We start from the raw sequence: 13,443 nt of genomic DNA, 5'->3' as shown, positions 1-13,443 counted from the left end.
TATTATTGATTCGCCAAAAACTGCAAGTTGATTACAGTCTGGTTAAAGTTATTTACTGCATTGATATAATTCGTTCTGATTTCCAAAGCGGTTTCCAATCCCTGTACGTATTCCACATAAGAGATATCGCCATTCAGGTAGGCCTTTTCTGCATTTTTGCTAATCAGGTCTGCATTTGGAAGTGCCGTGCCTTTATAGAAATCCATCAGCGACTGGAAGGTATTCAACTGTTGCAACTGCTGTTCATGCTGGTTGATGAGCTGCATTTCCATATAGGCCGCATTTTTTTGTTGTGCTTCAATATTTGTTTTTGAGGCCTGGATTTTTGAAACACTGCTTCCTGCAAAAATCGGAAGCGAGATTCCAACTGTAAATCCCTGAAATCGTGGCGTCCCGTCATAAGAAACTGTTTCTCCGTTTACTTCCTGATTTCCTTTGAAGGATTGGATAAAATAGCCCGCAGAAATATCAGGCATCATTGTGGCTTTTTCAACTTTTCTTCCCGCTTCTGCAACGGCCACTTGCTGTTTTGCCAGCTTGTAATTTGAATTTTGCCTGACAAGTGCACTATCCAAAACCGTTAATGATGGTAATGCTACAAATGATGTATCGCTTGCGGTGAATTCTTCCTTACTGTTGAGAAAAGTCCTGATTTTAGATTTTTCAACCTGAATCATCGCCTCATTCTGCTTGATTTTTTGTTCTAACTCCTGCTGTTTAGCCAGAGCCGTAGTTTTTTCAAGCGAATTGGTTTCTCCTGTATCAAAGCGAAGCGAGGCCGAGCGGACAAATTTTTGCATTAGCTTATTCTGTCTGGATAGCATTTTGTTGAGTTCGGAATAATATAGCATTGCATTCCAAGACTGCCGGATATTAAACACTACTTCCTGTTTTGTAACGCCTGCTTTTAGCTGACTTAAATTACTGTTTTCAAGCAATAGTTTTCTTCTGGCTCCATATTGAAAAGGGCTAAAACTTTGGGAAACACTGAAATTTTTATCCTGGGCATTGGTATTTAACTGGCCAAATGTTCCTGTAATTTCTGTTTTGGGAAGGTCAAATGCCGTGCCTCTCAATTGCGACTGCATCTTACTTTCCAGCTCTGAAGACTGTATCAGCGTATTGTTTTTCAAGCCCAATTCGATAGCCTGTTTCAAGCCTAAATTTTTAGGAACTTCCTGAGCATTGGCAGTACCTGAAAAAAGCGACAGTACAAGAATTGAAACTATTGCAGTATTTTTGCTTCTGGTAAACCCTTTTTCAAAATAATAATACAGGATTGGTAGCACGATTAGCGTCAGAATAGTCGCTGTCAATAATCCGCCAATTACAACGGTTGCCAAAGGTTTCTGAACTTCTGCTCCTGCACTACTGCTGATTGCCATAGGCAAAAAGCCCAATGATGCTACTGAAGCTGTAAGAACAACCGGTCTCAATCTCACTTTTGTCCCTTCTTTGATGCGTTCATAAATATCGTTCATTCCTTCTTTTTTTAATTGATTGAAATAGGCAATCAGTACAATTCCGTTTAATACGGCAACCCCAAATAATGCGATGAATCCGACTCCGGCGGAAATACTGAAAGGCATGCCCCGAATCCAAAGAGCAAATACTCCTCCAATGGCAGACAGCGGAATTGCTGTAAAGATTAACAGCGACTGTTTGACAGATTTAAAGGTAAAGTACAACAAGATGAAAATCAGTCCCAGTGCAATCGGAACGGCAACCATCAAACGCTTGTTGGCGTCAATCAGGTTTTCGAACTGACCGCCATAGGTTGTATAATATCCGTCCGGAAGTTTTAATTGCTTGTCTAATTTTGCCTGAATCTCTTCAACTACCCGTTTCACATCCTTGCCTCTTACGTTAAAGCCTACCACGATTCTTCGTCTTCCGTCTTCACGGCTAATCTGCATTGGCCCGTCTTCATATTGAATATCGGCCACCTGTTCTAACGGAATCTGATTTCCGGATGGCAACGTAATAAACAAAGATTTCAAATTGGAAATATCCTGTCTGCTATCTGCTTCCAGTCTAACGACAAGGTCAAATCTTTTTTCTTTTTCGTAAATTAATCCGGCAGCCTCGCCTGCAAAACCAATACGGATAACTCTGTTCAGGTCGCCTATGTTTAATCCGTAAAGCGCCAGCTTGTCTTTGTTGTAGCGTACGGTAATCTGAGGCAATCCTGCCACACGCTCCAGTTTGGCATCCGAAACGCCTTCTACGCCCTGAATGAGCTGTAAGACTTCGTCTCCTTTGCTGACCAACATATCAATATCGTCACCGAAAATCTTGATGGCTACATCGCTTCGAACACCGGTCATCAATTCGTTGAAACGCATTTGAATTGGCTGTGAAAATTCGGTAGTCGCGCCCGGAATTTCCTGTAATGCTTCTTCCATCTTTTCCATAAGTTCTTCTTTGGTTTTGGCCGAAGTCCATTCTTTCTTATCCTTTAGCAGGATAATCATATCGCCGGCTTCAATAGGCATTGGGTCAGTTGGTATTTCTGCACTTCCTATTTTTGTCACTATCATTTTGACTTCCGGAAATTTGTCCTTCAATATTTTTTCGGCCTTTGTAGTCGCTTCAATTTCTTGTGACAGCGAACTACCGGAAGCAATGATAAGGTGGGTTGCGATATCCCCTTCATCCAACGTAGGGATAAACTCTCCTCCTAAAGAGCTGAACAGGAACAATGCAAATGCAAACAAGCCGACAGCCGAAATAATAACGGCTCTTTTGGCCTGCAATGCTTTTTGAAGCATCGGGCTGTAAAACCTATAGATGGCATCGATAATCCTGTCGCTTATGTTTTTTGTATGTCCTGTCTGCTTTTTTAATACCAATGCGCTCATCATAGGCACATAGGTCAATGACAGGATAAAAGCCCCTAAAATGGCGAAAGAAACGGTCTGGGCCATAGGGCCGAACATTTTTCCTTCAATGCCCACCAAAGCCAGAATAGGAAGGTAGACAATAAGGATAATAATTTCTCCAAACGCGGCACTGCTTCTTATTTTTACAGAAGCCTGATAGACTTCTTCATCCATTTGTGCAGCGGTGAGGTTCTGCCGTTTCCGCACCTGTAATCTGTGGATTATGGCTTCTACTATAATGACGGCCCCGTCGACTATTATTCCAAAATCGATTGCCCCTAGGCTCATCAGGTTACCACTCACACCAAAAAGGCGCATCATGGTAATGGCAAAAAGCAATGCCAACGGAATTACGGAAGCAACAACCAATCCGGCACGCCAGTTTCCAAGCAATAATACCAGTATAAAAATTACGATAAGTGCTCCTTCAATCAGGTTGGTCTGTACGGTATTGATAGCTTTGTCGACTAATTTTGTACGGTCCATAAATGGTTCGATAGAAACTCCTTCCGGAAGTGATTTTTTAATCTGTTCCATCTTTTCCTTTACTCTTTTTACAACCTCGCCACTATTCTCGCCTTTAAGCATCATGACCATACCGCTAACTTCTTCGCCTTTACCGTCTTTGGTTACGGCCCCATAACGAATACTGCTACCAATCTGTACTTTGGCAATGTCACGAATGAGAATAGGAATTCCATTCTGATTTTTGACCACAATCTTACTGATGTCTTCAATATTGTTAACCATACCAATTCCTCTGATAAAATAGGCATATGGTTTTTTATCAATATAAGCTCCACCCGTATTTTCATTATTGGATTCCAAAGCCGTAAATATTTCCGGAATGGTCACTCCCATACTTTTCAGCTTGTCCGGCTGTACGGCAATTTCATATTGCTTGAGATAACCTCCCAGGGTATTGACTTCTGCAACTCCAGGCGTTCCCAGAAGTTGCTGCTTGATAATCCAATCCTGAATCGTACGCAGGTCGGTTGCATTGTATTTGTCTTCATAGCCCTTTTCAGGAAATACTACATATTGATATATTTCTCCCAATCCTGTACTGACCGGCGCCATTTCCGGCGTACCTACGTTTTTGGGAATCATGCTTTCCGCTTCTTTTATGCGCTCGGAAATTTGCGCACGTGCCCAGTAGATATCTGCATTTTCTTCAAAAACGACAGTAACCACACTGAGACCGAACCGGCTAATGGAACGTAATTCTACAATTTTGGGAATAGGCTTTACGGCCTGTTCAATCGGATAGGTTATAAACTGTTCCACATCCTGTGTGGACAGGGTTGGTGAACTGGTAATAATCTGAACCTGATTATTAGTAATATCTGGTAAGGCATCAATCGGAAGCTTGTAAAGCGAATAACTTCCTACGATTATGAGTGCCAGTGTAAACAGCCCGATAATAAATTTATTATGGATGCTGAAATGTATAATCTTATCTAACATAGATTATGAATTAGTATAAATGTTGATTTTGTCCGCAGCACGGATTTATTTGCGGATAGCCCGCGAGAAATCAGCCGACTCACATCGGCACAACATTATACTAATTGAGGTGGTTGCCATATCGACCCGAAGAAACTGGATACGGCAGGCTTATAAAAACTTGGTGTTTTTGTGTAGGAATATTCAAAATGTGGCACTATGTCAAAAACAATAGCCGAATGTATTATTATGGGAGTAGTACAACAGGCACAGATACAAAACGGAGTGCAAAAATCGTCATGGTGCTGCTCGTTCTGAAGCTGAGAAGTTTGTGTAGAAAAAACCGTTTGTGTTTGTGCATGTACATCATTACAAGGCATAATCATCAATACCAGCAGATAGACTGATAAAAAGGAAGTAAAAATGCGCCTTGCTAATTTCATGTTGTAAATGTAGAAAAAAAAATTATTGACAATCAAATCAATAGTTAAAATTACTTTCTTTAACCCAAAATGATGCCAACTTACTTAGATTATCTTAAGATTTGCTTAAGACTCCAATGCTTCTAAAAGACCGATACGGTTTCCTTCGCTATCTTCAAACTCCGCCACAAAACCCCATTCGCCATTTGATGTTTTAGGAAACAGAATTGTACCCCCGCTATTAATTACCCGTTTAAGGGTTTCATCTATTTTTTTACTCTTCAGATAAATAAGTGTTCCGTCTTTTGTGGGTTTATAGATTTCTCCTTTGGCCAATGCTCCCGATATGCCCGGAGCATTTTCATCCAGAGGGAAAAGTGCCATTTCATTATCATGTATGCTGGCTTTTTCAAATTTAAAACCAAAAACGGAAGTATAGAACTGTTCTGCTCTTTCCAGATTAGTTACAGGAATTTCAAAATAAACACCAGGATTAAAAAGTTTTGACATAGTAAATATTTCTGCTATTCTTTGCATACGAATTTACTAAAAAAAGCATCCGGCATTATATGGTAACTTCTTTATCCTTTGTTTCCCAACAGCCAACTAATCAGTCCTTCGCTATCTGCAATACTCCATGAATGCGGATGTCTTTTATTATCCGGTTTTCTGTATCCTTTGTTTTCCGTCAATATAAGTTCTGCCTGACGATTGCCTAGCCTTCTTAATTCATTGACCATAGCTGAGCCATCCAAAACATTCATTGCAGAAAAATCAGCATTTCTATTTTCTATCCACCAGTTTACATCCGGCTCCGAATACAACCGAATCGGGATATTAATCAGGCTTTTAATGGCTTTTTGCTCCGTGTCTGAATAGGAATAAGGCGAAATGGCATGATAGTTTTTCAATGCAGCAACAGGCGTACCTCCCATCACCTGCTCAATTCTTCCAACCATATAAACATTCTCCTGATTAGGCTGAGAACCTGCCGAAAGCCTAAGATCACGCTGAGCGGAATTGTAAAACCTTTCAAAATCAAGTGGCGGGTCAATTGCAAAAATTGCTGCCGGCTTGTTTTTAAAATTTCCAGACAACGCTATTTCTGCATATTTTACCGCGGCACTTCCTCCTATTGAAAAACCTCCGATGTAAAACTGACGGGCAGCAAGATCAAACTTTTTGGATGCATCTTCAATAATTGCTGTTAATGATTTCTGACTGCTATCATCAACTCCAAATGACATTACGCCATCTGTTAATGTGGGAATAATAGTGAGTATCCCTTTTTCAGCACAACGCAGAGGCAGGTCGGTTTGCTCCATTACTCTTTCTGCCGTTTCGCCAAAGCCGGGAATCAGAACCAGATAACCTACTACAGGACTTTTATCCGGTAAAATTGCCGTATAGCATTCATGCGAAGGGTCATTTTTATCCAGAAATACCTTTTCTGTTTTTTGACCGTATGATTTTAAAAAGCAGCAAAATGCTGCTATAAGAAGTTTATTTTTCATGTTCCAATATATGACTTTCAAGGATATTTTGACAGTATTTCGTTAGTGTTCTTTTAAGAAATCCAGTACCACCTGATTAAACACTTTAGGGTTATCTGCTACGACTTCATGAGTCTGACCTTTTAATATGGATACTTTAGCTCCCGGAATACTGGCTCCAATCAACCGGGTATGGCTTTCCAATATCAGGTCATGTTCTCCTGCAACAACGAGGGTCTTTGCCTTAATTGCACCTAAGCTTTCCGGCTGAATATTGGGTTCCTGAAGTAACATTTCCAATAGTCGGATTGTCACTATATCTGTGTCTTTTTGGTCTTTTAGTTGTTTTAAATCCTTTGCAATCGTTTTCAGCATTTTTTTATCGATTGCGCTGTCTGAAGGATTCAGATTCGCTCCCATTGTGACCAGTTTCTTTACATAGTCCGGATATTTACTCGCCAATAATAATCCTGTATTGCCTCCATCACTCCAACCTACCACATTCACCTGTTTTAAGCCAAGCGAATCCAGAAGCGTTTTCATGTCATCGGCAAAAAGGTCATATGAAAAATGCTCTGTTTGCATATCAATGCTTTTTCCCTGTCCGCGCGTATCGACAGCAATAACCTTATAATTCTTCGCAAATTCTTCAATCTGCCCTGCAAAACTGCTTATGGAACCGCCATTGCCATGAAGCAAAAGCAAGGGCTCTCCTTCTCCATAGGTTTCGTAATAAATTTTTACACCCTTACTGTTTATATATTTTCCTGTGGCTGAATTATTCCCGTAAAAAAACCTTTTGTCAATCGTTCCTCCTTCGGCATGTATTCGCAGCGACTGTCCCCGTCCTTCCTGATTCACCAAAGAAACGGACAATCCTTCCTTTTTTGCTGATTCTCCATTTTTAAATCCTTTGAGCGGATTCCCGGCCGATAATTTTTCAAAATCTCCTCCTTCAACGGGCACATCTACCCAATTTTCTCCTTCTTTTATTTCAAACTTCATATTATCATAATAGAAATCGCCATTACCATAGGTTGCCAAAGTAAACCACAACTTATACGCTTCCGAATCAATAGTTCCTGTAATGGTATAGGTTTTCCATGTTTGGGAATCCTTAGGGGCAAAAAATGTCTTACGGGTATTTTCCAAAAATTCCCAATCTTGTTTTTTGGTCTGCAAAACCATAACCGTACCACCGCTTATATCGTCTGACGGTTCATTTTTTATATCTATGCTCAATCGGTATTGTTTGCCTGTATATTTCTTTACAGGTAGAAGTTTCACCAAAGCCGTATTGGTTGTAGTATATTTCAACTGGGAATAGGCACATTGCTGGACTATTAAAAAGGCCAGATAAAAGATAGTCTTTATCATAGGTTAAACCAATTAATTCCAACAAAATTAAAACAGCAACCTGTTCAAAAATTGTAAAAATGGAAAAGCCTGATTTTGTTTCTTTTCATTGTTACTTATCCTTAGTTGTGTTTATAATTTACAAGAAATTTTATCAAAATACATGCACTTTATGCTTTGCGCCTCTGCGCCCTTGCGAGCAATTATTTTCACGCAAAGGCATAAAGACGCAAAGCTCTTTACAAATAAATTTTATCCTGGTTTTTCATTTGGCATCAACTTTCGATAGTTATTTATACTTTTGAAAAAGTCTAAAAAAGACAGCCAAAACCTTATGAAACAGAACAACGGCAGATGGATTCCCATCAACGGGAAAAAACTTTATATAGAATTTCAAACAACCTACGAAAACCGCCCGACACTTGTTTTCCTTCACGACTCTTTAGGCTGTACAAGCCTATGGCGCGATTTCCCACAAAAGCTGGCCGAAGCAATACAGTGCAACGTTTTGGTATATGACCGCTTAGGCTACGGAAAATCTGACCCTATGCCAACCCATGAAAGACCCATAAATTATCTGGAAGCGGAAGCTCATTCTTTGGACAGTCTGCTTAACGCCTTAGCAATTGACAATGCTATTTTGTTTGGCCATAGCGATGGTGGTTCGATTGCCCTGATTACCGCCAGCCGGTATGGAAAAAAAATCAAAGCTGTAATCTGTGAAGCAGCCCATATTTTTGTGGAGGAATTAACGCTCAAAGGCATCCGGAAAGCCATGGAAACCTACCAAAGTACTGACCTTCCGGAACGACTGCAAAAATATCATGGCGATAAGGTTGAAACACTTTTTAAAGCATGGACAGAAACCTGGACTCGTGCTGACTTCAGAAGTTGGAATATTGAGCATTTTTTACCTGCTATTAGCTGTCCGCTTTTATTCATTCAGGGTGAAGCAGATGAATACGGCACGATGGAACAAGCTGAAAAAACAGTCAGCCAGGTAAATGGCACTGCTTCTGTTTTTAGTATTCCCGGAATTGGACATACTCCACATAAGGAAGCTCCTGATGTAACGATTGAAGGTGTAAAAAGTTTTATTAATTGAAAATGAAAAAATTATATCTATTCGGATTTATCTTATTACTCTTTATTGTTTCTTGTTCTACAAATAAAAAAACAGGTAAGACAACAACCTTAAAATTCAGTAGCGGTTCATATACGATAAAACTACCAAGCCAAGCCTTTGAACAAAAAATTATACGAATTGGTTTATCAGAAATGGAGTATCAATATATTTTTAGAGACTCATCAAAAATTTTCTGTACTGATCAAGTCTCCAGCTCCCCATTAATTCATCCATTGCTGACTTTTAAGGATTATATTTCTTTTACAGATAATGACACATTATCATTGTCTTTTCTAGAAGATGATAAATATTACTGCGTTCGTAAAATTGGTGATATTTTTATTGGATATTCAGGAATTAAAAAAGAAAATAAACAAGCATACGACAACACAATAAATACTTTAAAAAAAAGATAAATATAAAAGTAGGCAATAAATCAAATTAGGGTAATTTAGATACAACAGTAATTATCGTTGTAAATTCTAAAAGACTAATTATATGATTAATGTAGTATAAGATATGCCTACCTTCCAATCACCATTACAAATTAATAGTGAACACCCCCGCTGCGCAAAGTCTCCTGACTCTGCTGCAGATCAAAGAGCTATTAAAAATGGATATAAATTTTAAGTTATGAAAATTAATTATAAAGCCCTAAACATCCTCAATTTTTCATTATTTATAATATGTTTAGCATTTTTTTTACTGCCAAACTTCATAAATAATGATATCAATAGAATATTACTCGGAAAATTGAGCTTATATGTATTTTATCCATGTTTATTAGGATGTTTAATACTGTCAGTGTTAATTTTAATAAATAAAAATAATTTAAAAAACACTTATTTGTTTTCAAATTATATAATCTTATTTTCTCTATTATTGTTTTTTTGCAGAATGATATATGCTATATTTTTCATGAAAATATAAGACAACTAATATGTCAATATTGTGGCATCTGCTGCGCAAAGTCTCCTGACTTTGAGTAATACTAAAGCTATGACAGAAATGTTGTAGCTTTTTTCGTTGAAAAGAGTAGTGTTTATTATATTTGATAAAACTATTTTACACGCCATGAAAGAAGGATACATTATAAGAGAACAAGAAAAAGCTCATTTTATTACAGCCACAGTAGTAGATTGGATTGATGTTTTTACTAGAAAAAACTATAGGGATTGTATTATTGATTGTTTGGATTTCTGCATTAAAAATAAGGGCATGACTGTATACGGTTATGTCATTATGAGCAATCATATCCATTTAATTATACACTCTAAAGATGGAAAATTGTCCGATTTAATAAGGGATTTTAAGAAGTTTACTGCTAAAACAATTTTAGAAAAAATCCAAGCAGAACCTGAAAGTCGAAGGGACTGGATGCTGGAACGATTCAAAACAGCCACAGAATCTCATAGCCGTAACAAAAATTATCAGTTCTGGCAATATGGAAATCATGCTGAAGAAATTTATTCAGAAAAATTTATGTGGTCAAAATTGGATTATATCCATTTGAACCCTGTTCGTGCTGGTCTTGTTGTAAAAACTTCAGATTATATTTATTCGAGTACTAGTAATTATGTAAGCGGTAAAGGTATTTTGACTATTGAAAAAGCTGATCCTGTTCTTGATGTGTTAAGAAACAGTTCTTTTGATAATTATAATAGTTATTAATTGCTCAAAGTCAGGAGACTTTGCACAGCGGGGTTATTATTTAAAACAAGTAAAACTTTATGGACAATAAAAATAATAGAAAGCATACTTGCCCATGTTGTGGTTATTTTACTCTAAATTATGAAGCAGATAATACTTTTCAACTCTGTCCCGTTTGTTATTGGGAAGATGACGGAATACAGTTTAGAGATCCTACATACGAAGGCGGGGCAAATCGGGTTAGTTTAATTCAAGCAAAAGAGAATTTTAAATCTATTGGAGCAATAGAGGAAAGGTATAAAGAATATGTTCGACCACCTTTAGAAGAAGAAAAGTAAACAAAAATATCGCATTTCAGTAGTTTAGCAAATTAGTACACAGACTAAGCTAAAAAAAAATAAACTATTGAAAACAGCATTTAGAATAACAATCAAATGCTGTTTATATGGGTTACTTGGTCATCAGAGTTTTGATAATAATTAAGAAAAAAACAACCTTATTCTAATTACATTAATAAAACGTTGAGAAAATCTAGATAGATAGAATATAGAGGATTTGACTATAAAACTATTTCAACAATATCAACTAAACCATTAACCATAAAACCCTAATATTATGAATAAAAAAATAATATTATTTTTTCTTTTACCTCTTATATTTTCTTGCAAAATAAAAAATAACATTTCAGAAATTGATAATATAAAAGTGTATAAAGATTTAGGGCAAGTACAACGTACTTTTGACATAACAATAGGGTCATTTTGGGCTTTTAAGTCAGTAGATTTAGACTCGATTTTTATTGACAAAAACCAATCTTTAAAGTTAGAAAAAAATCTTGAAACTCTGCAATCTATAAGAAAAGCCGAAATATTTATGAATCCAAAATATGCTTTTTTAGTAATTTATCGGAACAAAAAAGACACCTTATATATGGATAAAAATCTTCGAAAAGGTTATTATAAAAATGCTCATATAGAAATTGAAGATAAAAAAGATTTGCTTAAAATTGAGCTTGAAAAATTAAGTCCTGTTTTTTTCGATGGCAAATCAAATTAAAGAATCTATACAGTTACAAATCAAACAGGAAGAAATGGTAAAAATAATATTTGATGGATGGGAAGTTGGTATGAAAAAAATACCATTCGTAAAACTTTTAAACGAGAGAGCTAGTTTGTCGTTAACAGATGCTAAAAAACTAAAAGACAGATTAGTTGATGGCAATGAAATTGTCGAAATAAAAGTTATAAATGAAAATTTGGCTAAAGAGATTTTGAAAGAAGCTCAAAAATTAAAAGTAAAAGGTAAGATATTATTTGATTAATCAAAGAATATAAGAAAGACAGCAAAAAGAGTGTTTCGGTAAAATCTATACTAGCTATAAATCAGTTCCATCACCATTACAAATTAATACTGAACACCTTAGGATTTTACATTCTAATTTAACTACTTTTGCAGCCGATAAAAAAGGAAGTACTATTACTATGAAAAGAATTGTTGAGCACAGAAAGCTTTTGGGAGTTGACAAGACCGTAACGCTAAAAGAATTAAAAACCATTTACAGAAATACTATGAAGGATTCTCATCCGGATAAGTTTGTAGATGATGAAGCCGGAAGATTGGAAGCAGAGGAAAAGAGCAAATCGGTTATTGAAGCCTATCACTTTTTGGTAAGCATCAATCCGGAAACCCAGGAGCGTTACCGTGAGGAATATGAGGAAACCACTTCCAAATCCAATATCCATGATTTTTATTATGAGAAGCAGATTTTGGTAATCCAGCATTTGGATGGGAATTCATACGAATATATTGGCGTACCAAGAAACACTTATATCAAAATGGTTAATGCAGAATCGCCAAGCCGTTTTGCCAGAAGACATATTTACGGCAGCTTTATTTACAGAAAAGCAGGCGTTATGGCAGAAGATTAATCTGCATACTACAATAAAAAAGCTCTTGAAATCAAGGGCTTTTTTATTTCGATTTAATTATACCTATGGTGTTTCTTCACAGGCAAAATAGGTGGTATACCACTCTACCTGTGCCCTTAGTCCGTCTTCGAAAGAAGTTGCGGGATTATAGCCTAGCAATTTTCTTGCCTTACCAATTACGGCATGTGTACGAATCTGGTCACCGGGACGTGGTGCCACGGTTTCAATCCTTATTTTTTTTCCAGTAATTTTTTCTATAGCATCAATGCCTTGCTGCGTAGTATGTTCTTCCTCAGTACCAATATTGATAATCTGGCTGTCTACCTGAGACTCTTTTCCTATGACACTGACAATACCATCAATAATATCCTGAACATAGGTAAAACTTCTCAAATGCGAACCGCTGCCTTCATACAGCGGAAATACTTCTCCGGAAAAAGCAGCTGCTATAAGTTTGCTATACAATTTTTCAGGTCTTTCTCTTGGTCCATATACAGAATAAAGCCGCAAAGAACAGGCCTTAATTTTATGTTCCCTGCTTGCCGCCAAAACCAATTCTTCCGCTGCCAGTTTTGTAACACCATAAAAAGAAACGGGTTCCGGTACTTTTTCTTCATCAAAAGAAGCCTGTAATCCATAGATGGAAGATGTAGCTATATTCACAAAAAGTTTCAGGTTTTTACAACGCAGTGCAAAATCAATCACATTTTTAGTTGCGACAAAATTATTGGAAAGATAATCTTCAAAAGTACAATCGGTTGAAATGCCCGGCTGCGCTGCCAGATGGAAAATGTAGTCAAAGTCCGGTGTCCTATCAGCTAATGCGTTACTATCCCTAAGGTCTAAGGTATGCACGACTATACCTTTGTCTTGAAGTATTCCCGCATTCAGCTCTTTCAGTTCGGGAGCATAATAGCTTGAAAAATTATCAAAACCTATCGTTTCATGACCCAGACCTTGCAATCTTTCGGCCAAATGTGATCCGATGAAGCCTGCGGCTCCTGTAACGAGCATTCGCATGATTTGGATATTTTTTTTGTTTCTATAAATTTAAGAAACCCTTTGCGAAATGCTTTCCTTCTTAGATTAACTTTAAGGAAAATTTATGTTAAGCCGACTTCTATTTCATTGATTTTGAAG

Annotated in this window: 13 protein-coding genes; 7 read left to right on the top strand and 6 right to left on the bottom strand. The window is 37.1% G+C overall.

Annotation, left to right across the window (positions count from 1 at the left end):
* Positions 1-2: 2 nt before the first annotated feature.
* The 5 genes from BGO88_RS09105 to BGO88_RS09085 all read right to left on the bottom strand — a co-directional run bounded on the left by BGO88_RS09105 (position 3) and on the right by BGO88_RS09085 (position 7,620).
* On the bottom strand, positions 3-4,349 hold the full coding sequence (locus tag BGO88_RS09105; protein ID WP_286706666.1) for a CusA/CzcA family heavy metal efflux RND transporter: 4,347 nt from the start codon (positions 4,347-4,349) through the stop codon (positions 3-5).
* A gap of 95 nt (positions 4,350-4,444) precedes the next feature.
* The gene (locus BGO88_RS09100) at positions 4,445-4,771 is read right to left on the bottom strand and encodes a DUF6660 family protein (protein WP_286706665.1); all 327 of its coding nucleotides are present in this window, start codon (positions 4,769-4,771) and stop codon (positions 4,445-4,447) included.
* A 105-nt stretch (positions 4,772-4,876) separates the two neighbouring features.
* Entirely contained in the window at positions 4,877-5,260 is a 384-nt protein-coding gene (locus BGO88_RS09095) for a VOC family protein (RefSeq protein WP_286706664.1), read from the bottom strand.
* Between the two features lie 71 nt (positions 5,261-5,331).
* Positions 5,332-6,264, bottom strand: coding sequence for an alpha/beta hydrolase (locus tag BGO88_RS09090; RefSeq protein ID WP_286706663.1), 933 nt, complete (start codon positions 6,262-6,264; stop codon positions 5,332-5,334).
* Between the two features lie 42 nt (positions 6,265-6,306).
* On the bottom strand, positions 6,307-7,620 hold the full coding sequence (locus tag BGO88_RS09085) for an alpha/beta fold hydrolase (RefSeq protein WP_286706662.1): 1,314 nt from the start codon (positions 7,618-7,620) through the stop codon (positions 6,307-6,309).
* Positions 7,621-7,933: 313 nt separating this feature from the next.
* On the opposite strand from BGO88_RS09085, the gene BGO88_RS09080 reads away from it, so the two are divergent.
* The 7 genes from BGO88_RS09080 to BGO88_RS09050 all read left to right on the top strand — a co-directional run bounded on the left by BGO88_RS09080 (position 7,934) and on the right by BGO88_RS09050 (position 12,303).
* A complete protein-coding gene (locus tag BGO88_RS09080; protein ID WP_286706661.1) occupies positions 7,934-8,704 on the top strand; it encodes an alpha/beta fold hydrolase in 771 nt (256 codons plus the stop codon).
* Between the two features lie 2 nt (positions 8,705-8,706).
* Positions 8,707-9,141, top strand: coding sequence for a hypothetical protein (locus BGO88_RS09075; protein ID WP_286706660.1), 435 nt, complete (start codon positions 8,707-8,709; stop codon positions 9,139-9,141).
* Between the two features lie 658 nt (positions 9,142-9,799).
* The gene (locus tag BGO88_RS09070) at positions 9,800-10,396 is read left to right on the top strand and encodes an REP-associated tyrosine transposase (protein ID WP_286706659.1); all 597 of its coding nucleotides are present in this window, start codon (positions 9,800-9,802) and stop codon (positions 10,394-10,396) included.
* Between the two features lie 59 nt (positions 10,397-10,455).
* Positions 10,456-10,713 carry a CPCC family cysteine-rich protein gene (locus tag BGO88_RS09065; RefSeq protein WP_286706658.1) on the top strand — a complete coding sequence of 86 codons (258 nt, stop codon included), beginning with the start codon at positions 10,456-10,458 and terminating at the stop codon, positions 10,711-10,713.
* Positions 10,714-10,990: 277 nt separating this feature from the next.
* A complete protein-coding gene (locus BGO88_RS09060) occupies positions 10,991-11,431 on the top strand; it encodes a hypothetical protein (protein WP_286706657.1) in 441 nt (146 codons plus the stop codon).
* A complete protein-coding gene (locus BGO88_RS09055; protein ID WP_286706656.1) occupies positions 11,415-11,696 on the top strand; it encodes a hypothetical protein in 282 nt (93 codons plus the stop codon). The genes BGO88_RS09060 and BGO88_RS09055 overlap by 17 nt, the downstream gene beginning before the upstream one ends.
* Before the next feature lie 160 nt (positions 11,697-11,856).
* Positions 11,857-12,303: a KTSC domain-containing protein gene (locus BGO88_RS09050; RefSeq protein ID WP_056068432.1), complete on the top strand. Its 447-nt coding sequence runs from the start codon at positions 11,857-11,859 to the stop codon at positions 12,301-12,303.
* 63 nt (positions 12,304-12,366) lie between these two features.
* Here BGO88_RS09050 and BGO88_RS09045 read toward each other — a convergent pair whose 3' ends face one another.
* Entirely contained in the window at positions 12,367-13,323 is a 957-nt protein-coding gene (locus BGO88_RS09045; protein WP_056068431.1) for an NAD-dependent epimerase/dehydratase family protein, read from the bottom strand.
* Between the last annotated feature and the right edge of the window lie 120 nt (positions 13,324-13,443).

Origin of the sequence: Flavobacterium sp. 38-13 (assembly GCF_001899155.1) — a bacterium.
GTDB lineage: Bacteria > Bacteroidota > Bacteroidia > Flavobacteriales > Flavobacteriaceae > Flavobacterium > Flavobacterium lindanitolerans.
Note: the sequence above shows the minus strand (reverse complement) of the source record. Positions and strands in the feature narration are given on the sequence as shown.

Coding starts and splice junctions, on each gene's coding strand:
- BGO88_RS09070 (WP_286706659.1), top strand. CDS start 9,800: ATGAAAGAAGGATACATTATAAGAGAACAAGAAAAAGCTCATTTTATT.
- BGO88_RS09095 (WP_286706664.1), bottom strand. CDS start 5,260: ATGTCAAAACTTTTTAATCCTGGTGTTTATTTTGAAATTCCTGTAACT.
- BGO88_RS09060 (WP_286706657.1), top strand. CDS start 10,991: ATGAATAAAAAAATAATATTATTTTTTCTTTTACCTCTTATATTTTCT.
- BGO88_RS09045 (WP_056068431.1), bottom strand. CDS start 13,323: ATGCGAATGCTCGTTACAGGAGCCGCAGGCTTCATCGGATCACATTTG.
- BGO88_RS09090 (WP_286706663.1), bottom strand. CDS start 6,264: ATGAAAAATAAACTTCTTATAGCAGCATTTTGCTGCTTTTTAAAATCA.
- BGO88_RS09080 (WP_286706661.1), top strand. CDS start 7,934: ATGAAACAGAACAACGGCAGATGGATTCCCATCAACGGGAAAAAACTT.
- BGO88_RS09100 (WP_286706665.1), bottom strand. CDS start 4,771: ATGAAATTAGCAAGGCGCATTTTTACTTCCTTTTTATCAGTCTATCTG.
- BGO88_RS09055 (WP_286706656.1), top strand. CDS start 11,415: ATGGCAAATCAAATTAAAGAATCTATACAGTTACAAATCAAACAGGAA.
- BGO88_RS09065 (WP_286706658.1), top strand. CDS start 10,456: ATGGACAATAAAAATAATAGAAAGCATACTTGCCCATGTTGTGGTTAT.
- BGO88_RS09050 (WP_056068432.1), top strand. CDS start 11,857: ATGAAAAGAATTGTTGAGCACAGAAAGCTTTTGGGAGTTGACAAGACC.
- BGO88_RS09085 (WP_286706662.1), bottom strand. CDS start 7,620: ATGATAAAGACTATCTTTTATCTGGCCTTTTTAATAGTCCAGCAATGT.
- BGO88_RS09075 (WP_286706660.1), top strand. CDS start 8,707: ATGAAAAAATTATATCTATTCGGATTTATCTTATTACTCTTTATTGTT.
- BGO88_RS09105 (WP_286706666.1), bottom strand. CDS start 4,349: ATGTTAGATAAGATTATACATTTCAGCATCCATAATAAATTTATTATC.